Genomic DNA, 19,150 nt, shown 5'->3' on the forward strand with positions numbered 1-19,150 from the left:
AATTTCTCAATAATTTGTGAAATAATTATCTTGCTTTCTGCTTAATTTGCTCAGATATGAAAGTGATTTATCTCCTGAACTTCTTCTTCTTAAATAGTCCAATGCTTGTGTGATACTATCAACTATATCATCGTGATTACCGTAAGGGAATTCAGAACATTCATTAACGATGTCAGCTAAAAACTGTGCGTTTTTAGGAAGGAAAACCTTTCCGGATTCGATTAGTGGTGTTACCAAGTGTGCCCTTGTAACCTTGTCCCTGATCGCCAGAATAGGTTTAATTGGAATCTTTGTATCACGTTGAAGAACCTGTATTAGACTTTGACCACTTGCCGCATCTTCAATCAAAACCACATTTGGGTTGTGCTTATGATATTGCATAACAACTTGCCTTTGCAAGTCAGGGAATAATACCTTAGCTCTCCAATAGTCAACTAAATAATATCCTTTATCTGAAAGTAGCCAAGTAGTGCATACAGAAAAATCATTTTGCTCTTTTTCTTTAAAAGCTGTGTCCCAAGATTGAATAAGTAAAGAACCGCTTGGTAGATCTGAATATTCTTTCCACCATTCAGTTTTAAAGATTTGATATTCCGTAGCAATTGGTTGTTGTTGATACAAAGCAGAAAACCAGTAAGAACCAATCTGACTTTTGATTTTGTTTAGTTTATCAACAGGGTATCTATATTCCCATAATGGCACTCCTTCATCTCTACCCAAAGAATCATTTTCTTTTGCAATAGCAGGAAATCTCAAAACTTCCCATTTATCATCAGAATCAGGGTCGTTTATTAATCTACCTGCCAAATCATCGAAATGCCATCTGGTCATAATTACAATGATTGCTCCATCCGGTTCAAGTCTTGTATATGCAGTAGCTCTGAACCAATCATAAGTTTTATCTCTATAAGTCTTACTATTAGCTTGTTCGTCATTTTTAACAGGGTCATCAATAATTAAAACATTAGCACCCTTACCAGTAATAGCACCACCAACACCTGTAGCATTTAGTCCACCTTCTTGACCTAAAACATCCCAACGGTATGCAGAATTTGAGAGTCTATTTAATTTGATTCCGAATAAATCTTCTCCGTGTTCTTCAAGAACTTCTTTTGTTTTTCTACCCCAAGATGCAGCAAATCCAGCTTCATAAGAAACCAGAATAATTCTTCTGTCTGGATAAGTGCCTAAATACCAAGCAGGGAAATACCTTGAAATAAGTTCAGATTTACCATGTCTTGGAGGCATATTAACTATCAGTCGTTTTATCCGACCTCCTGCAACATCAAGAAGTTTCTTGTTCAGGATGTTGATGTGTGGAGCTATCTGGTAACGTCCCTTCGTTATGTGCATCGCCATCGTCGCTGGGCTTGCTGTTTTGAGTATTTCCCACGGCATCGAGGAATTCAAGAAGAGCGTTTGTTGCTTTTTCGTCATTTGCTACTAATTCTCCAAACTTATCTTTTTTGTTGTCAAATACAATGGTGTTTTCATTACGACCGATTTCAGTTGGAACACCGCGAGCAATCCTCTCAATATTGACCAAATTACCAAAGGATTTACTTACTTGAATAATCAGTTCTATTAATTCAACAGTTGAAAGTTTATTCAAATCTTCAATTGCTGGTGTTTTATTATCTTTATCTTTTTTAAGTCTTTCGGAAAAGGCAGTAACAGGCAAAAAGACTATTCTTTGAAAAGTCTCTGCCTGACCTGCTTGTCTTTCATTCATCTTTTGAATGCTTTCTTGCTGACGCATACGGTTCTTTCTGTCTTCGTCATCATCAAAAGCACTAACCCTTGCTTGCCAATTATACTTTCTTGACCAGACCGCAAACTGTGTTTTGCTTTTCTTGCCAAGTTTATCTAATAAGGCACTAAAACTTCGGTTTTGCCTAAGATCACGATAGGTACAGAAAGCCTTGAACGCTTTATCAGTTTCTCTGGGCATTCTTTCCCAAGGTATATGTTCCCAACTACCAGACATTATTCGTTGTTAAATTCCTTTTTACATAATTCAAGTAGCTTCAAAGCTGGTTCTTTACCAAGCACTTTTTCTATGATTTCTGCTTCTTCATTGGCAAATATCAAACTTACACGATATAGTTTTGTTTGCTGTCTTGCCATTTCTCTTTCTTCTTCATTCTTAGCAACCTGAATTAAAGCCTGTCTTTCTTTAATTGTTTCAACAGCTTTTGAAGATGCGGCAGTTATCATCTCTCCACCGTGAGTAGTGCCATCAACTTGCCTTGAACTTGTATCAGTAATTTGGTTGTCTTCATCGGAGAGTTCGGACGGTTCCCAAGATTGAGAATAATCATCGTTTGCAAGTGCTTCTGGAACTGGTATGTCATCAAGCAATCTATTGATTTCATCATCGGAGAGCATAAGAGAATCTTGTGCCCAATCCAAAGCCCCAAGTTCTTGCAAATCTCTTAATACTTGAACTGACAATTCCAAATCCTCGCTTCCTCTTGCACGATTATGTCTTAACGTTGCAATTCTCATCTGTTCGGGAGTCATCTCAACGAAGACTACGGGAATTTCAGTATATCCAAGTACTGTTGCGGCTCTCCATCTGTGTTCTCCGTCAACAATCATTTTGGTTGACTGTTGAACAATAATCGGTTGTGTAAAACCATCTTCTTCCATTGATTTAAGAAGAAGCTCAAAATCGTGTTCACTTTGACGATTTGGATTATAATTGTTCGGTTTGATAGAATCTACCGAAACATATTCAATAGCAAGTTCTTTTAAGGAAACATTCTTCTTTTCAATTTCCTTCTTGCCTTTCTTAATGATTTTTTCTGTTACAGCCTTTTGTGTGGCTTCTGGCGTTGTGTTATAGCCTTCCATATTATAACCTCAATATTAAATAAAAAACAGTTAGTTCTAATAGAAAATTTAATTAATAATCCCGTTGTGTGGATTTGTTAATAATCAAACCTTGTTGGTGATAATAATCAATTAAGCAGGCAAGTCTTCTCTTGTTAAGTTCAGTTCCATAGAAAGTCTTGCCAAGACTGTGAGCTGTTCTTCCTGTCAAACCTCTTCCCGTACACAAGTCTAATACTGAATTGATGTTCTTTTCATATTGCATAGCAATGCGTGGTGTGAAATCATCATCAATACCTGTAAAGTCAAAATCAATTTTCGAGGGAGAATCAAATGAATATCTTATTAAAAAACAAGGATTTTTGTGATAATATTTGATTTTCCAAGTATTAGTAACAATACCATTTAACTGAGTTATCAAATCTTTGACATAGTCAAGATTCTGACTTCCCATTTCAACATAATTGATTTTTGGAGAATAGGTTTTGACTAATAGCATTAGTTTCTCAATAAAAGAGTTAAATTCCTTTTTATCTTGAAACCCTGCTTTAGTATAGAAAGAATTAATGTTACCCGTGTTCCAGGGTGGATCAATGTACGACATATCAAAAGCATTCTGACCAAAGAACTCTAAAGAGTTCAATTCAGTCAAATCCTTGACCGCCAGAGTGTTTTTTCCAACACGCCATACTTGACCATCTTCAATGGGAAATTTTTCCCAGGAGTCGCCGTAAAGCCACTTCCCATCTTCAAAAGTTTTCATAAATCAAGTCATTCATATTTCTTAAAATCATTTGTTCGGTTAATCAAAATTGTTTGATGTACCGGAGCGCCCATTGTCCAGTATTTGTAACCGTCATGATAGAAATATATGAATGCTTTCTTATAGAAAAACTCTTTAACTCCATTGTTTCTGATAAACATTACTGCATCATTAAACTCATCAATGCTTTGAGAGTTCTTTTTTAAGCAATACTCGTGTGGAGCTTTTTCAGAATAGGTTTTGGCAAAAATCCAATTCTGGCTTTGAATAAATTCTATGAAACTGTTTAAATTCATACATATCAAGACGTTACACATTATCAAACATTGTAATATAAAAATATTTTTTACCAAGTGGGCTTTCCTCCCCAAGTTCCAGCTCCTTCTCGGAAAAATTCAGGTTCTACATAAGGAAGCACATCAACTTTAACTTTCATTGAGAAAGGTTCTCCCATATACATAATTTTGGATAGGTTTCTCCAAGATGAAAGCATCTGGCATTTTGGACATTTAGTTACTTCAGGAAATTCTTCTGTTGAATGCCGTGAATGATTACGAATTACATAATTGACAACTTTTTGAGAACGCTGTGCAATCCAATCAGGTGCTTCACTTATACAAGTTCTGTAAAAACATTCTTTCCAAGTTTCTCCAAGCTTTCTTATTGGCTCGACTGACCTACGACCAAACATAGCCGCAGTTCTCACTCCGGGCAACCTCTCGCAAACCTTGTCAAACCATTGAGGCCAAGCCTTAGAAGCAACCATTAATCCGTCAATTGCAGCTGGTGATAAAGTAGGAGGAGCAATGCGAAGTTTGTGCCTACTGATTCCTAACCTATGCATTGTGTCATAAGCTTTGTTATAATCCCAATTATTGTCTTTGACAGCTTTCCATACATCTCCGTCTGACCAGTCATAAATAGGTCTTGCATAGTAAGTTCCGTAACTATTTTTTCCTTTAGTTAGATAACCCTTACTTGACATTAAACCCATTTTACGTAACATTGATTCATCAGTTCGTAAACCCAAGACAGCATAAAGATTTTTACCCTTTGCAGGTGGAAACTTTTCTTCGCTAATAAGACCTTGTATATTCTGCTCATGAATTTTTTTAGCAAAGTCTGGTGGAGTACGTACCCACTTATCTTCTGGAAGTGCAGAGTCAAAAACCCAGAAATAAGGATTTTGACGATTAAAGATATTGACAACTGGTTGATTGGCATAAATCCAATAAAATTTAACTTCTGGACGCATAGCAACTCTTTCTGCATACTCAAAAGTACCAGGGTACATAATTTCTTCATCACGCATAATGACTTCTACTGGAAGCCTTCCAGTCATAGTAGCTGCTATGATGCAAAGCTCAAGACAGATACCTGAATCCTTTCCTGCTGAAAATGAAACGATTACTCTATGTCCATCCTCATATAGTTTTATCATTCTGTCAAGTGCTGCGTCAAATACGTTTTCTATGTTATAATGTCTTGGCATAATTTCCTTTATAAATATTTATTCCAAAAAATCGTCTCTTAAATTGCTCATACAATGTGTGAGTGATCAGTGAACCCATGTGGCACTGATGAAAAATAAATATAGTCAAATGATTAAGTTTAAGGTTATTTATGGAAAATTCAAATTTTCCATAAAAGTAGACTTTAAGCATTATGCGAAAAGTCTGAGTAAACTGCTTATGAATTTGTAATAATTCATTCTCCGCCCTCTGGGCGGAGTTTTTTCTTAGGGGAAAAAATATAATGTTATCTTTTTTCATTTTTCTTTCCTTCAATAATGAAGAAATAAAACCTATCTGGAAATAAATAAGAAAACAATTTGTGCTCAAGATTAAAGATGAACTTAATAAATCTTGGACTTATATATTTTGATAAGGAGTCACTAAACCAAGTAATGCCAAAGATCTTCTTTTTGTTAAATCGTGAAAATATGGATTTAATTTCTTTATGGTTAAAGAATGTTGCTGGTGAAGTAATATGGAATTTGTTTAAGATATAACTTTCTCTTGAAGAATATTTACGTCCATAGATCATTACAAAAAACTTACCGTTTGGCTTTAGTACTCTTTCAATTTCTTGAACTGTCTTTGAGTGGTTAAGTGAATAAGAAAAGCTACCGAAAAGCGAGATAACCGAATCAAAACTATTATCTTCAAAAGGCATATTTGACATATTACCCTTGAAGAAAAAATGTTTAGGAAACTTACTCTTACTAATATCAAGCATACTTTCGGAGATGTCTAATCCGAAATAGTTTTCAGGTGATAAATCAATATTCTCCAATACTATGCCTGTACCGCTACCTACATCAAGAACCTTACCTTCAAGAAAACCGTTATCAAGTAAGTATTTGAAAACAAAGTCGTTTTCGATTGCGTGAATAGGTTCGTTATAACATTCATCATAAACCTTGCTCAATCTGTTGTAAATGAGTTTTGGTGTTTCTTTGCTCATTTCATTTCAATCCTAAAAAAGTTATGTAAAAGTTCTATTTCAGCATTAAATCTGTATCAAATTTTGAAAAAAGTCAAAATTCAACATCACAAAACAACGGAATTATTCTGCAACGGTAAATGCACCGAGTACCCACACTCAATACTTGCAAATTTACTTGTACTCGTTACAAGTATTCTTTACATACACCGAGTGCTTTTTGGCTTGCAAAGAATTTAAATAGTTTTGCGGTTGTTGTAGTGTAAAATTTTTGAAATCAAGTATTATGTGGAAAGAAGTATTCAAAGCAGGAAAGCATACAGATGCAAACGGAAACGAGCGTGAATGGAGTTCCGAAGATATAGATGCAATCATATCAAAGTATAACAATCAAATGCCTGACGATAAGCATGAAGCACCAGTTGTAATCGGGCATCCTGTGAACAATTCGCCAGCATACGCTTGGGTTGAATCTCTCAAGAAAGATGGTGAAACATTACTTGCAAAGTTTACACAGATTGACCCTGAATTCGAGCAACTTATCAAAGAAGGCAGATACAAAAAAGTATCTATTGCTCTTTATCCTGATATGATGCTAAGACATATTGGTTTTCTTGGTGCAATTCCACCAGCAGTAAAAGGTTTGAAAGACAGTGAATTTAATGGAAGTGAATCATTTATCTGCTTTGGAGAACTAAAAGGCAACACAATTACAACAGAAACGAAACAGAATGACAAGAATGCTGGAACAAACAACCAGCGAAATTTGAACACAAAGGAACAGATGTTCAACACTTGTTCAACAGATGTTGAGCAAAGTGGTAACAAAATCCAACAAATTAAATTAAAGGAAATTAAAGAAAAGAATAAATATTCTTCTCCCTCAAAATTTAGCAATTTTGAAGGACAGGAAAAACCTTTTTCACCCAATCAAAAATCAATCAATTTTCAAGGAGGCAATATGCCCGATAAATATTCAAAGCTATTTCAGGAATTGTTGGGGTGGCTTCGTTCTACATTCAACGAAGAAATTGCTAATCAGACCGCAGAAGAACTTGAGAGGATTAAGAACAAATATCTCAATGATTCTGAATCGAAAACCGAATCAAAGACTGCCTTAGAAGCAAGTGAGCCAGACGTTAAGCAAAGTAAAGAGTTTCAAGAAATGCAAAGGAAACTTGAACTTCTCGAAAAAGATAACCGAGATATGAAGTTCAACGATTACTTCAAATCTCAATTAGGTCGTTTAGTTCCGGCACAAAAACCAATCGTTAAACTTGCTTTTGAAGCAATCCAAGATAACAAAGGATTTGAGTTTTCGGAGAATGGGAACATCGTTAAGATGTCTGGAGAAGATTTGATAAAAAGACTTATTGAATCTTTCCCGATGCAAATTGAGTTCAATGAAATCGCTAAGCAAAATGCTTATAGTGATTCAAATGACCTCGAAGGTCAAAATAAGTTTATTGAAGAATACTATCAAGGGAGATAAGAAATGAGTATTAATCTTGGAATTACAAATCTTGTAGACATTGAGCCGAATAACGATATTTTTGCGGGCTTACATCCTACTATGGAAGTAAGTGAAATAATCATCCTGTCTGGTCAAAACCTTAAACGAGGTGCTTGTCTTGGACAGATCAATGCAGAAGCGAATCCTAACAACGGAAAATATACCCTTTGGGATGAAGGTTCAACAGATGGCTCTGAAGTTATATGCGGTATATTAGGTTGCGATGTTGATGCTACAATCGCTGATGGCAAAGGGTTTATGTATTTTCACGGAGAATTTCTAAAATCAGGTCTTAGTGCCGGACACGAAATTATTCCGGACGTTTATAACAATGGCTCCATAGTGATTAAGGAGGACAAATAATGAGTGCTTTAATTGATATGTTTGAAGCAAGAAGTTTGACTAATGCAATTAATCGTGCAAAAGTTATTGAACCTTTTGTTTTAAATACTTTGTTTAAAACAAAACAGTTTCACGCTGCAGATAAAATTGATATAGAAATTACAATTGGATCTGACAAATTAGCTCAATTTGTAAACCAACACGAAGGTGCACAATTAATAAAGAAATTGTCTAAATCAGTTAGGACTTTGACTTTACCGAGAACCTTTGAGAAAAAAGTGTTTACCGCTTTTGAATTAGCAAATTATAGGTCAATTGGGAATTTATATGTTGCAAATGCTGAAGAGAGAACCAGAATTCCGAACCAAATGATTCTCCAAGAGCTTGAAGAACTCAAAAACAGAATAATTCGACGTCGTGAACAAATGGCTTGTGAAGCACTTTCAACAGGCAAACTAACAGTTTCCCAAGATAATATTGATTTCGTAGCCGATTTTGAGTTTGAAAATAACGTTCATCTTCATTCACTGACTTCAACTTCAAAATGGAGTGATGCTAATTCCAAACCATTGGTTAATTTAAGAGCTTGGAAACGTGATATTATGAAACGATGTGGCTTTAATGCCGATCTTTTGATTTTGGGCAGTGAGGCAGCTGATGCGTTTTTATCAAATGATTCAGTAAAGAAAGAACTCGATACCAATAACAATAAAGTTGGTGTAATTGACCTAAACCAAAGTCCAACACGATCAGGTCTTTTCATCGGAAGGATAATGGGTATTGACATATATGAATACAACCAGCAATACACTAAACCCGATAATACAACAGCAGATATGATTAATCCTAAAAAAGCTATTATGATTGCAAGTCAATCAAATGGATTTAGAGTTCATTTTGGGCCTATTTATCGTATTGACAATGGAAACACAAGAGTTTTCACTGATGAATTTTTAGTAGAAACTAATACAAACGAAGATAAGACTGCTTTGGATTGGAAAGTGGAGCAAAAGAGTTTACCGACAATTCACGAACCTAACGCTATCATTTCGGCAACGGTATTGTAATGTATTGCACAGTTCAAGATATAGTTGATGATTTAACTGAAAAAGTTGTTGCTCAATTAAGCAACGATGAAGAGCCAAATGTTGTAAATGATGAAATTGTAAGTAAATACATTTCGGACGTTACACAGATAATTGACGGTTATCTTAGAGGCAGATATGAATTGCCAATTATAAATGAACACTCAATACTCAAAAAGATTTGCATTGACATTGTGAAATACGAGCTTTACAAACGAAGAGGGAAAGTATTCGACAATATACAAAACTTTTACAAAGATGGAATTGCAACACTCGAAAAGATTCAGAAAGGGATGATTACATTGAACGAAGGCACAGCAGAATCAAGACCAGGATTCTTTTTAGTTTCAGAAAGAAAACCTGTTTTTGATAAAACAAAGTTGGAGAATTACTGATGATGATAACAGAAATTGAATCTGCTATTGTTGATAAGCTAAAAATTGACATTCAAGACTTAGCAGTAGAGCCATTTCCTGATAACGTCAAGGATTACGAGTTATTACACCCAAAAGGTGCAGTACTTGTGAGTTATGAAGGTTCTAACTATACTAATCCAAGAATTGAGCAACAAGCAAGGATGCTTGAATTTGATGTTATCGTAATCGTTAGAAACCTACGTTCCCATCTTGGAGCTTATGAAACTCTGGACAGAGTGAGACAGTCGCTAACGAATGATCTATTTATTGAAAATATGAAACTATATCCTATTTCAGAAAAGTTTTTGTTTGTTGAAGAAGACAAATGGCACTACGAAATAAGATTTATGCTTCCAACAGTTTATTTTATTGGAGAATAACTATGGACTTTGCAAATGGATTGATTAACAATGCTATACAATTCGGACTTTTAATAGTTGGATTGATTACTTTCTATTTTATGCTGAAAAGAGATAACAGAAAGGCAAACGAAGAAGTATTTTCAAGTAAGTTAGCCGAAATCGAGAAGTTTAACAATCTCGAAAAAAGAGTTAAGCTACTCGAACAGAGAGTTGATTTATATGATGACTCAATTCGGAAAGAACTTGAAGACATCAAAAAATTACTGAATGACTTAAATAAACAATTTCATAATCATTTAACATCAAATCACAGGAGTTAAAGATGGACACTAAAATTAAATCAGTCATTGATTTTATACTTAGAAATGCAGTTTGGCTTTTCATCGGAATAGTTGCAGTTTTCTTCTTACGTCCAGGAACAGCCGAAATACAAACTTTTCTTTTTATAGCAACACTTGAAGCGATGGCATTATCCTTGTCGGGAATAGCTCTATTTACTTACACCAAAATACCTTTTACAAAGCTAATTATGGAAGGTGATGATAAAGAGCTTAATAGTGTTGAAAGACATTCTATAATGGTTGTATTGGGTTATATATTCTTGGGAGTGCATATATTGGTCGGTCTTGTTGTTTTAGGTGTATATATCGCTCAGTTTTCTAATTAAGGATTTAATATGAAAAGCTTTGTTATTATAACGATATTACTTCTTTTGGTCGCCTCAGTTGAGACTTTTTCTCTTCAAAGATATTTAATACCTTGTGAGGGAAAGCTGTTATTACTTTCTCGAGATAGTTTGCTTGCCCAAGTAGGTGTCAAAGAGAAAACTGGCAGGAACGACGGAAGAAAAGTTGAATCATACCTACGAAGCGTAGGATTAGCAAAAGGTAATCCTTACTGTGCAGCTGGACAGTATTGGTGCTTCTATTCATCTGCAACGGATTTGGGAATGCCAAAAAAATCAATTCCAATTTATAGAACAGGATCTACTGTAACTATGTTTAACGAAGCTATGAAAATTGGTCAGAAATCCAACCCATATCCAATCATAGATGATTTGATGTTTTGGAGAAGACTTAACGAATGGCGTGGACACGTTGAACGAATTATTGAAGTAAAAAAAGCGGGTTGGGTTGTTACTGTGGGTTTCAATACAAGTTCCGGTGATAAAGGTTCTCAAGATGACGGTGGAGGTGTTTATTTAAGAAAACGAAACATTCATCACTTTTTAGGTAGAATGGTGGTTAGAGGTTTCATAGGATTTAAAACAGTATGAAAGAAAAGTATCATTTATTAACAGGGATAGTTCTATTAGCAATATCTTTGCTTTTGTGTTTTTACTTGGGAAGAAGTTCAAAGCATTGCAATGAATTAACAAGTGTAATTACTAAAAGAGATACTGTCATAATAGTTAAACAAGCTGAACCGATAACGATTGAAAAAGCAAGGACAAAGCTCGTTTTTAAGCGTGATACTATTATTGAAACGAAACCTTTCACTGCTATTATTGATACCATTATTAAACGAGATACTGTATATGCAAAATTTGATTTTCCAGAAAACAGTTTCGATCTTTGGATTAGAAAGAAACCTGATAGCACAATGGTTCATACGATTTATATCACTAAAGAGATCATAAAAGAAAGACCTTGGTGGGAAGCACCAGCGTTCACATTGGGAGGCACAATCGTAGGTTATGTCATAGGTAAATCCTTCGGTAAAGATTGAGGTTTCTTATGTGGATTCAGAAAGCAGAAATTATTGATGGTGAAATTAGGTATAACATACTAGGTAAAATCAAGTTAAATGAACTTGATACAGGTATAGCAGATAAACACTATATTCACGAACAGAGTTCTGCGAGTAATGTTTGGCACGTAATTCATAATCTAAGAAAGAATCCATCAGTTTCAACGGTTGACAGTTCGGGAACAGTTGTTTATGGCAATGTTGAACATATTGATGATAACGAACTTAGAATTTTATTTAAGTATCCATTTTCAGGAAAAGCATATTGTAATTAGGAGAATCAAATGCCGATACCTTTTTTAAACGATATAGATTTATCAGGCGTACTGACTTTACTTAACGGTACTGGTTATTTAGACCTTGATAAGAATGAAATAAGACAGGCAGTAGTTCAAAATCTTGCTTCTGAGCCAGCTTCTCCATTAGCCGGGCAGATAATTCATAATACTGCAAAAACTGATACAGTTAAAGGCAATGGAAAATTAGGTTACAGAACAGCTACATCTTGGGTTTATCCTGATATGGAAAAATCTGTCTATGATACTAACAATAACGGTAAAGTAGATGTTGCTGATAATTCCGATTTATTGAATAACCAAAATGGTGCTTACTACCTGAATAGAAGTAATCATACTGGCACACAAACTTCATCAACTATTTCAGATTTCGTTGAAGCTTCTCAAGATGCCGTTGGGGGTGCATTAATTGATACTAATTCAATTGATTTTACTTATGATGACACCAACAATCAAATAAAAGCGGATGTCAGAATTGTTTCGGGTGGTGGGATTGAAATAGTAGCTAATGGTCTCCAATTAACAAACACAGGAGTATCTGCAGGTACTTATACAAAAGTAACTGTAGATGTGAAAGGTAGGATAACATCAGCAACAAATTTAAGCTCAGGAGATTTGCCTTCACACACCCACACATCGAGCAATATAACTGATTTCCATACTGCCGTTAGAACAAACAGACTTGACCAAATGGCTGTTCCAACAACGTCTTTGAATCTGAATAGTCAAAAGATTACAAACCTTGCAGACCCTACAAGTCCACAAGATGCTGCTACGAAGAACTATGTAGATAATGCTGTTTCCGGTTTATCCTGGAAGAACAGCGTAAGAGTTGCAACAACAGCAAATATTACTTTGTCGGGAACTCAAACTATAGACGGCATTGCTCTTGCTGTTGGTAATAGAGTTCTTGTCAAAAACCAAACAACCGCATCTCAAAACGGTATCTACGTTGTTGCTTCAACTTCTTGGTCAAGAGCTAGCGATATTGATACTTGGGCAGAAGTTGTAAGTGCAGCAGTATTTGTAGAACAGGGTACTGTTAATGCAGATACCGCTTGGATTTGTAATGTTGATAGTGGCGGTACATTAGGCACTACTGCAATTAGTTGGACTCAATTCAATGGAGTTGCAGAATTAGTTGCTGGAAATGGTTTATCAAAGACAGGGAATCAAGTTGATGTTAATGTTGATAATCAATCTATTGAAATAGTTTCTGATATTCTGCAAGCCAAACTCGATTCAAATGGCGGAATAAGCAAGTCTGCAAGTGGATTAAAAGTAAATGTTGACAATTCTACCCTTGTTATTACTGGTAATCAATTAGTTATTAATAGTGCATATAAGAACAAGAAAGTTACTGCTTCTATCACTGGAGATAATTCCACTACTACGTTTTCAGTTATTCATAATCTTGGAACAAAAGACATACTGATAGATGTATATGAAAACACAACAGGATATACTGTTTTCCCATTGATCGAAAGATTTGATACAAATACAACGAAAATATCTTTCAAAGTTGCTCCTGCAACTGCAAAGGTTTATAATGTAGTAATTTTAGGATAACAAGATGTCTGCTACTCCGGTACTTGATGATTTTGATATGAATTTTTCCGAAATTTTGAAAGGAAGGTTGGAGAATGTGATTTCTTTACCTACTGGACTTAATTCAAATCATCGTGGTTATGCAGTGTATTATGCAAGTAGAATATGGGTTTGGAACGGTTTGCAATGGATAACTTGGGACAGTTTGCCCTGGTCTTACGAGGATAATGATGCCCTTGACAGCAATAATCCAAGAGATGAAATTACGGCATTCAATGCGACAAGTTATTATCTGGACGGAAGTAATACTAATCCTTGGAATATTAATATATCTGAAGGATACGATGATAATGTCGCAAGAACTATAGGAACACTACATTTTATTGGAACAACAAGAATAATTAATGATTGGCAAACTATAAGAGGTAGAAGGTTTGTATATACGGCAAAGGATGGCTCTTGGTTCAATATTAAGAATTTATCTATAAATACTGTTCCTACTAATCATAAACGTATTGACACAAGAACAGACACTGATTTAACGGAATTAATTAAAGCAGAGTTTTCCTATAGTCCAACCTCAGATGTTTGGATATTGGTAAGCTTAGAAAGAAAGATGAATACTGCACAACAATCATCAAGTCAATCACAATGTTGTAAGCAAGAAATTTATTACGAACTGATTTCGGTTGTAGGTGGAGACAAACTTCAGCTTGGTGGTGTACCAAATGGCTTATTAACAAACGGAGATGATTGTTCATATTTCCAAGTTCATTTACAAGGTGAATGGAGCGTTGAACCAATGGACAATGACGAAGGTCTTGACTTTCACGGAGTTCCTCTTTATTGTCAGTTTTTGATTCGACAAGATGAAAATTCTGCGTGGACTATAGTTAAATCGGTAAGGTATAATTGGCAATCTGGAGAAACAATTTATTTTGATGAAGAATTCATTTATTTGAATACCGGTAGTTTTTACGTTGGTTGCTCATTTTCAGATGAAGAATTTGGTAATGGACATACTGTTTATCCTATTCAAAATTTCGAGAGATTTTGGATTAGAATGAATGTTGTCAAATGCCCTAAAACAAGTTGGTTCAATAGATATGACATTCTAAGTACAGGTGTTGTTCCTTTAAGCCAATTTACTGGCTATGCTCCTAGTCCAATTGGAGAGGGATTACCCTTTGATGGTTTCTATGAAGTTATGGTATTTGTTGAATTTAAAGAATATGAATCAAATAGAATAAATACTGCTTCTTGTGTCAGTTCACAGACTTTGGAATTAATGGCTCCGATGGACAATTGGAGATTGGTAGATAAAAGTGGTGTGATTTCAGTTACAGCAACTCACGAAGATGTTAAATGGTTCAATTTTTCATTACAGGGTTCTGCAATTATTTTTGCACAATCTAATATTTGTGGTTCAAGAGCGGTAAGTTATAGAGTTACTTTGCCCAACGGATCATTTAGACAAATTCTCGGTGGCTATATTCACGTGAAGTATTTAGGCACGATTGAAGGATTAAATTGTAAAGAAGTACAACAAGGCGGACAATAAGAATTTTATATAAAGGTAAAAAAAATGCAGTATATCATAACAGAACAAACCATCAATAAAATTATCAGCTTAATAGCAGATAAACCATTCAAAGATGTGATTTCATTACTTAATGAAATTAAAACTGTTCCAAACATTGAAGATGAAATTATAATTAATAATGATTTAGGAGGTCAAAATGCCAACATCAACTGATAAAAAAATCATACTAACAGGTTCTCCATTCGCTTGGATTCACAAAATTGAGAACGAAGATTTGTCTGAACTATGGAAGTTTAACAACTTGCAATCGTCCACTTACAAGATTCTGAAACCAGGTTCAAGTTCTCAGGGTTCTGAGAACATAGACATTAACAGAGCTGACGGTGCAATTTGGAGATTTCCAAAAACTAATCTTATTCTCTCTGGTGAAGATGAAAGCGACATCACACCTGCCGATGCTTCAAGCGATGCCTCTAACAAAGGAGAAATTACATTAGTGATTAATGAAGCTCCAATTGAATCAAACTCTTGGACTGCATTCATTAAGCAATTAAAAGACAATATGGATGCCAAATTCTTAATCACAATTGGTACAGGATATTCACACAAAGCAAGAACCGATGCAACTCTACGTAAGCCAGATGGATTCATTCATATGATTGGCAAAGTAAATAATGACTTGGAACAGCAACTTAACAACAGTCCTGCTTCCATAACTATTACTTTTGTATCTTATAAGAACTCTGGACTTGAAGCTACAGACTTGACAGCAGTAAGCCTATTTACAGCTATTACGTGGAAACTTGGTGGAACAGGTAAGGATATAGAAGGTATCAAACCGCCTGACCTTCTCTCAACAGATGCAGAAAGACTATTGACAGGAGATGTTGTTGTCATTACGAATATTACTTATAGTTAGATTATGAGATTTTGGCAGAAATATCGCTTTACAGAATATTTATTCGGACAGCAAGCTGTTGTATTTGCTGTTTCAGATTCATATACAGAGCTATTTCAAGATAATGGAATAGAAACAGATATTTTTATGCTTGAATCAGTTAAAAAGGATTTGAATACTGAAGAAGGTAGTTACGCAATTGACGAACTACCTTTTTCAATTAATCATCTTGCATGCCAAAATGAAAGTGATGAAAAAGCACTTTACTTTGTTCTCGATGCTACAAATATCAAAGTAAACAGATATTGTGGGATATTCTTTGGAGAAGTTGCAACTCTAGAAAATATGCTTTTCCTGGGTAAAATTAGCAGTAAAGTGTCCGGGACTGATAAGCTTTGGATAGGAGAAGAATACGACTTTTTTGTAAATCCCAAAAGAGAATATAAGTTTTCTGCTTATAGTTTTGATATTTCTGTGCTTGACCAAGTAAAGCTAACTGGAAAGATAGAGAACTTGGAAGGGACGCCAATAGATAATGTTTATCAAAGGTTTGAAAATGAAAATTGGGCGTCAATGAAAAGTATTTTCCAATATAGACTTTCTTATTCGATTGATAACGTATCAAGTAATTTAGTGTACTTGTGCCCACTTGGTAATTTATATCAAGTAATTAAAGAATATTTGCTCAAAGCATCATCAATTATTTCTGAACTTACGAATACTGCATTACAGTTGAATTTGCTTGAAAGTTCCTTAGGATTTCAAACAAGTCCTGTTTCATATGCTTTGGTTAAAGAATATAGCGATGAGGTTAAGGAAATCAAAGCAGAACAAAGCATAAGAATTGAACTTAAACTCTCCAATCATAGCGGTGCTGACAATTGGTCTTCTCCATTCATCCATAGAAAAATGATTGATCCTACTTTAGGCAATTCCGGGCAGCAAGATTGGCAGAAGAACCAAATCTCAAGTGAATTAGCTTATTCATTCAGAAGCATTGATAATATTTCCGATTTACTATTTGAAATAGCAAGAAGTTTTGGATGTTACTTATTTATAAGCTATACATCAGGCACATCATTAAATCTTGAGTTCAAATCTCGGAAAGGATTAGTTGATAATGATTATACATATATCATAGGAACAAGTGAGGCAAGTTTCGATACAAGTTCTATTATTACTAAAGAATCTAATGAATTTTACGGTCTTGCTAATAATTTTGCTGTAGATGAGTTTGATGATGTAAGTAATAAACCCAACACTAACGAACCTGAAGCATCGAAGAAGTTTCAAGATTTCGATAAACAAAGAAAGTACGACAAAGAAAAGAAAGGCATTGAATCCGAAAGACTGCTATTAACTACTTCAATAACAAGAGCTGTTTTGTGTGCTGTCAATGATTACGGTGGTCATTTCTATTATCATGTCCCCTTAAACGTTACTCGTAACAACAGTAATTGGGAAACAACTATTCTCCAATCAATTGCTAATGCTCCCGGCAAAGGTAGTAGCAGTTCAATTGAGAGAATTCATACTGGTATATATGTTAAGACAAAACCTATTGAACCAACTCAAATACAAAGAATTGGGCTTGTTGATGTTTGGAGACCAGCGGCAAAGATTTTTGCTAATATCAATGGTACAGCTTTAGATTTTGATTCGCTATCTAAATATGTAAACTATATTCTTGCAAGAGATAAACAATATTACGAAACTGAATATTCATTGACTGTTCCATATTGGAATGCTTTTTCAAAATACCAAGACGGCTCTAACTCTTCTTGGAAAAATATCAAACTTGGCTCTAAAGTCAAGATTGCTGAAACGGTCAAAAGATTTGATAATGGTGTTTGGCTCGAAGAAGATGTTCAAAGGGACTTTGTCGTTGTCGGAATTGAAATTAATCTTCAAAAACCTGAAACTAAGTTAAAATTACATTCATTAGAGAGGTTTGCTTATGGTTGGTGGGAAGGCAATGAAGGTTTGCTACCTTTGTTTATGATGTCTATGCTTAATAGCGGATTTATTTCAGAAGAATCAACTTTAGTTCAAAACTATGAAATTGAAGATGATGAAGAAATACTGTCTGGAGATGCTGTGATGTTGCTTCCCAGTGGACGTATAGCAAAATCAAAAAGTAGGAGTATCTATCATAATAAAACCATCGGGATCGCTAAAGAATCAGGTTTGGGAAATGACAATATTCTGGTTCAGATTTCTGGCAGAGTGGTTAGTGATAGCTATGCATTTACTAACATTGGAAAGCAAGTTTATGCACGAACAAACTCAATTGGTTTAAACATATTGGAGAATATTTTGAATATTCCTAATTATTCAGAAGATATGGTTATTTCCTTAGGTACGATTGATTCTCAAAACAGCTTTATACTTGAAATCGTTGAATTTCCATATGAATCAGGAGTACTCCAAGAGCCGTGAAAGAAATAGCACTAAGATATGGTGATGAAAGACTGACTTCATTAGCTTTTGATGAAAATGCACCCAATCAAGAGTTATTTGAAACAGTCAAATGTACTGACTTGTTAGTAAACAAGACTGAAGAATCAGGGATTTTACTAAATGGCAGGAAATTCAACCATATTCTTTATTGCCACAAAGACATTGAAGTTATTATTAGTGCCGATGAAATATATCATAGTGAGATTCTTGATTTCTTACAAAGTTTTTGGATTGGCAGGTTTAAATACATTGCAATTCAAAAAGATTCAATCTGGGGTAATTATGTGCAAGTTATGACTGAAACTGGAAGGTTTCCAATTAGTTACATAGACGAAATACGAGATTTACCGGAAGTTGCATTGAATTTATCATATGTGAATCCATTATGATAGAGATTATACTTCAAAACTTTGCAGGAGAAGTAGCATTAATGCCTATTCGAGGTATTCAATTCTTTTCCCAAGTAGAATGGGGCGATCCTTATGATGCCAACATAATTATTCATAATCTTGAAGCAGAATCAAGTTTTCGACTTTCTCCTATCACTCGAAACACCCACTTAGGAACTATTAAACGGCTTGGATATAAATTTGAAGCGACTTTATACATACCTTACAACAAACTTTATGACAATAACCTTGATTTTATTCTTGAAGAAGTTTTAAAAGGTAGATATTCAATAAGTTTAATCCTTGGAACATCGAGGGGTTGGACTGAAAACGGTTACACACCACCAAGAGCAATCAATTCAACTTACGGAACACGTATGAGTATATCGAGTTTTTCAATGAATCATTCAATTGAAATAGAATCAGTTGAATATAGACCAAGAGTTGTGTTGAGACTTTTTGGTTTTGTAAAAAGACTTTCAGAAATAGTATTTTAAAAGGAACAA

The 19,150-nt window shown here is 34.7% G+C and carries 24 protein-coding genes; 17 read left to right on the plus strand and 7 right to left on the minus strand.

Going from position 1 to position 19,150, the window contains the following annotated elements:
- Positions 1 to 6 precede the first annotated feature (6 nt).
- The 7 genes from terL to KF896_05555 all read right to left on the minus strand — a co-directional run bounded on the left by terL (position 7) and on the right by KF896_05555 (position 6,064).
- On the minus strand, positions 7 to 1,353 hold the full coding sequence (gene terL / locus KF896_05525) for a phage terminase large subunit (protein ID MBX3043158.1): 1,347 nt from the start codon (positions 1,351 to 1,353) through the stop codon (positions 7 to 9).
- On the minus strand, positions 1,286 to 1,987 hold the full coding sequence (locus KF896_05530; GenBank protein ID MBX3043159.1) for a hypothetical protein: 702 nt from the start codon (positions 1,985 to 1,987) through the stop codon (positions 1,286 to 1,288). Before KF896_05530 ends, terL begins: the two co-directional genes overlap by 68 nt.
- Positions 1,987 to 2,856, minus strand: a complete 870-nt coding sequence (locus KF896_05535; GenBank protein ID MBX3043160.1) for a ParB N-terminal domain-containing protein — start codon at positions 2,854 to 2,856, stop codon at positions 1,987 to 1,989. The genes KF896_05530 and KF896_05535 overlap by 1 nt, the downstream gene beginning before the upstream one ends.
- Positions 2,857 to 2,908: 52 nt before the next feature.
- Complete coding sequence (locus KF896_05540; protein ID MBX3043161.1) at positions 2,909 to 3,598, minus strand: hypothetical protein; 690 nt, start codon at positions 3,596 to 3,598, stop codon at positions 2,909 to 2,911.
- Positions 3,599 to 3,606: 8 nt separating this feature from the next.
- Positions 3,607 to 3,894 (minus strand): hypothetical protein, encoded by a 288-nt coding sequence (locus KF896_05545; protein ID MBX3043162.1) that lies wholly within the window; start codon positions 3,892 to 3,894, stop codon positions 3,607 to 3,609.
- Positions 3,895 to 3,944: 50 nt separating this feature from the next.
- Positions 3,945 to 5,090: a phosphoadenosine phosphosulfate reductase family protein gene (locus KF896_05550; GenBank protein MBX3043163.1), complete on the minus strand. Its 1,146-nt coding sequence runs from the start codon at positions 5,088 to 5,090 to the stop codon at positions 3,945 to 3,947.
- A gap of 266 nt (positions 5,091 to 5,356) precedes the next feature.
- The gene (locus tag KF896_05555) at positions 5,357 to 6,064 is read right to left on the minus strand and encodes a class I SAM-dependent methyltransferase (GenBank protein ID MBX3043164.1); all 708 of its coding nucleotides are present in this window, start codon (positions 6,062 to 6,064) and stop codon (positions 5,357 to 5,359) included.
- A gap of 250 nt (positions 6,065 to 6,314) precedes the next feature.
- On the opposite strand from KF896_05555, the gene KF896_05560 reads away from it, so the two are divergent.
- From KF896_05560 to KF896_05640, 17 genes are all read left to right on the plus strand, one after another.
- Entirely contained in the window at positions 6,315 to 7,535 is a 1,221-nt protein-coding gene (locus KF896_05560; protein ID MBX3043165.1) for a hypothetical protein, read from the plus strand.
- Positions 7,536 to 7,616: 81 nt separating this feature from the next.
- A complete protein-coding gene (locus tag KF896_05565) occupies positions 7,617 to 7,919 on the plus strand; it encodes a head decoration protein (GenBank protein MBX3043166.1) in 303 nt (100 codons plus the stop codon).
- On the plus strand, positions 7,919 to 8,965 hold the full coding sequence (locus KF896_05570; protein MBX3043167.1) for a major capsid protein: 1,047 nt from the start codon (positions 7,919 to 7,921) through the stop codon (positions 8,963 to 8,965). The genes KF896_05565 and KF896_05570 overlap by 1 nt, the downstream gene beginning before the upstream one ends.
- Entirely contained in the window at positions 8,965 to 9,378 is a 414-nt protein-coding gene (locus KF896_05575; protein MBX3043168.1) for a DUF1320 domain-containing protein, read from the plus strand. The genes KF896_05570 and KF896_05575 overlap by 1 nt, the downstream gene beginning before the upstream one ends.
- Positions 9,378 to 9,779 (plus strand): hypothetical protein, encoded by a 402-nt coding sequence (locus KF896_05580; protein MBX3043169.1) that lies wholly within the window; start codon positions 9,378 to 9,380, stop codon positions 9,777 to 9,779. Before KF896_05575 ends, KF896_05580 begins: the two co-directional genes overlap by 1 nt.
- A 2-nt stretch (positions 9,780 to 9,781) precedes the next feature.
- Entirely contained in the window at positions 9,782 to 10,081 is a 300-nt protein-coding gene (locus KF896_05585; GenBank protein ID MBX3043170.1) for a hypothetical protein, read from the plus strand.
- 2 nt (positions 10,082 to 10,083) lie between these two features.
- Positions 10,084 to 10,428 (plus strand): hypothetical protein, encoded by a 345-nt coding sequence (locus KF896_05590; GenBank protein ID MBX3043171.1) that lies wholly within the window; start codon positions 10,084 to 10,086, stop codon positions 10,426 to 10,428.
- Positions 10,429 to 10,437: 9 nt separating this feature from the next.
- Positions 10,438 to 11,037, plus strand: coding sequence for a hypothetical protein (locus tag KF896_05595; GenBank protein ID MBX3043172.1), 600 nt, complete (start codon positions 10,438 to 10,440; stop codon positions 11,035 to 11,037).
- Positions 11,038 to 11,102: 65 nt separating this feature from the next.
- Positions 11,103 to 11,489: a hypothetical protein gene (locus KF896_05600; protein ID MBX3043173.1), complete on the plus strand. Its 387-nt coding sequence runs from the start codon at positions 11,103 to 11,105 to the stop codon at positions 11,487 to 11,489.
- Between the two features lie 8 nt (positions 11,490 to 11,497).
- On the plus strand, positions 11,498 to 11,785 hold the full coding sequence (locus tag KF896_05605) for a hypothetical protein (GenBank protein MBX3043174.1): 288 nt from the start codon (positions 11,498 to 11,500) through the stop codon (positions 11,783 to 11,785).
- A gap of 9 nt (positions 11,786 to 11,794) precedes the next feature.
- Positions 11,795 to 13,375, plus strand: coding sequence for a hypothetical protein (locus KF896_05610; GenBank protein MBX3043175.1), 1,581 nt, complete (start codon positions 11,795 to 11,797; stop codon positions 13,373 to 13,375).
- 4 nt (positions 13,376 to 13,379) lie between these two features.
- Positions 13,380 to 14,915 (plus strand): hypothetical protein, encoded by a 1,536-nt coding sequence (locus KF896_05615; GenBank protein MBX3043176.1) that lies wholly within the window; start codon positions 13,380 to 13,382, stop codon positions 14,913 to 14,915.
- Positions 14,916 to 14,939: 24 nt separating this feature from the next.
- Complete coding sequence (locus tag KF896_05620) at positions 14,940 to 15,110, plus strand: hypothetical protein (GenBank protein MBX3043177.1); 171 nt, start codon at positions 14,940 to 14,942, stop codon at positions 15,108 to 15,110.
- Positions 15,094 to 15,816 (plus strand): hypothetical protein, encoded by a 723-nt coding sequence (locus KF896_05625; protein MBX3043178.1) that lies wholly within the window; start codon positions 15,094 to 15,096, stop codon positions 15,814 to 15,816. The genes KF896_05620 and KF896_05625 overlap by 17 nt, the downstream gene beginning before the upstream one ends.
- Before the next feature lie 3 nt (positions 15,817 to 15,819).
- Positions 15,820 to 18,234, plus strand: a complete 2,415-nt coding sequence (locus tag KF896_05630; protein ID MBX3043179.1) for a hypothetical protein — start codon at positions 15,820 to 15,822, stop codon at positions 18,232 to 18,234.
- On the plus strand, positions 18,231 to 18,644 hold the full coding sequence (locus KF896_05635) for a hypothetical protein (protein ID MBX3043180.1): 414 nt from the start codon (positions 18,231 to 18,233) through the stop codon (positions 18,642 to 18,644). Before KF896_05630 ends, KF896_05635 begins: the two co-directional genes overlap by 4 nt.
- Positions 18,641 to 19,141: a hypothetical protein gene (locus KF896_05640; GenBank protein MBX3043181.1), complete on the plus strand. Its 501-nt coding sequence runs from the start codon at positions 18,641 to 18,643 to the stop codon at positions 19,139 to 19,141. The genes KF896_05635 and KF896_05640 overlap by 4 nt, the downstream gene beginning before the upstream one ends.
- Positions 19,142 to 19,150 lie beyond the last annotated feature (9 nt).

The sequence above is a fragment of the Ignavibacteriota bacterium genome (genome assembly GCA_019637995.1).
Lineage (GTDB): Bacteria > Bacteroidota > Ignavibacteria > Kapaibacteriales > UBA2268 > JANJTB01.

Excerpts from the sequence above, each read along its gene's own strand:
- terL (MBX3043158.1), bottom strand. The coding sequence starts at position 1,353 with ATGCACATAACGAAGGGACGTTACCAGATAGCTCCACACATCAACATC.
- KF896_05530 (MBX3043159.1), bottom strand. The coding sequence starts at position 1,987 with ATGTCTGGTAGTTGGGAACATATACCTTGGGAAAGAATGCCCAGAGAA.
- KF896_05535 (MBX3043160.1), bottom strand. The coding sequence starts at position 2,856 with ATGGAAGGCTATAACACAACGCCAGAAGCCACACAAAAGGCTGTAACA.
- KF896_05540 (MBX3043161.1), bottom strand. The coding sequence starts at position 3,598 with ATGAAAACTTTTGAAGATGGGAAGTGGCTTTACGGCGACTCCTGGGAA.
- KF896_05545 (MBX3043162.1), bottom strand. The coding sequence starts at position 3,894 with ATGAATTTAAACAGTTTCATAGAATTTATTCAAAGCCAGAATTGGATT.
- KF896_05550 (MBX3043163.1), bottom strand. The coding sequence starts at position 5,090 with ATGCCAAGACATTATAACATAGAAAACGTATTTGACGCAGCACTTGAC.
- KF896_05555 (MBX3043164.1), bottom strand. The coding sequence starts at position 6,064 with ATGAGCAAAGAAACACCAAAACTCATTTACAACAGATTGAGCAAGGTT.
- KF896_05565 (MBX3043166.1), top strand. The coding sequence starts at position 7,617 with ATGGAAGTAAGTGAAATAATCATCCTGTCTGGTCAAAACCTTAAACGA.
- KF896_05570 (MBX3043167.1), top strand. The coding sequence starts at position 7,919 with ATGAGTGCTTTAATTGATATGTTTGAAGCAAGAAGTTTGACTAATGCA.
- KF896_05575 (MBX3043168.1), top strand. The coding sequence starts at position 8,965 with ATGTATTGCACAGTTCAAGATATAGTTGATGATTTAACTGAAAAAGTT.
- KF896_05580 (MBX3043169.1), top strand. The coding sequence starts at position 9,378 with ATGATGATAACAGAAATTGAATCTGCTATTGTTGATAAGCTAAAAATT.
- KF896_05585 (MBX3043170.1), top strand. The coding sequence starts at position 9,782 with ATGGACTTTGCAAATGGATTGATTAACAATGCTATACAATTCGGACTT.
- KF896_05590 (MBX3043171.1), top strand. The coding sequence starts at position 10,084 with ATGGACACTAAAATTAAATCAGTCATTGATTTTATACTTAGAAATGCA.
- KF896_05595 (MBX3043172.1), top strand. The coding sequence starts at position 10,438 with ATGAAAAGCTTTGTTATTATAACGATATTACTTCTTTTGGTCGCCTCA.
- KF896_05605 (MBX3043174.1), top strand. The coding sequence starts at position 11,498 with ATGTGGATTCAGAAAGCAGAAATTATTGATGGTGAAATTAGGTATAAC.
- KF896_05610 (MBX3043175.1), top strand. The coding sequence starts at position 11,795 with ATGCCGATACCTTTTTTAAACGATATAGATTTATCAGGCGTACTGACT.
- KF896_05615 (MBX3043176.1), top strand. The coding sequence starts at position 13,380 with ATGTCTGCTACTCCGGTACTTGATGATTTTGATATGAATTTTTCCGAA.
- KF896_05620 (MBX3043177.1), top strand. The coding sequence starts at position 14,940 with ATGCAGTATATCATAACAGAACAAACCATCAATAAAATTATCAGCTTA.
- KF896_05625 (MBX3043178.1), top strand. The coding sequence starts at position 15,094 with ATGCCAACATCAACTGATAAAAAAATCATACTAACAGGTTCTCCATTC.
- KF896_05630 (MBX3043179.1), top strand. The coding sequence starts at position 15,820 with ATGAGATTTTGGCAGAAATATCGCTTTACAGAATATTTATTCGGACAG.
- KF896_05640 (MBX3043181.1), top strand. The coding sequence starts at position 18,641 with ATGATAGAGATTATACTTCAAAACTTTGCAGGAGAAGTAGCATTAATG.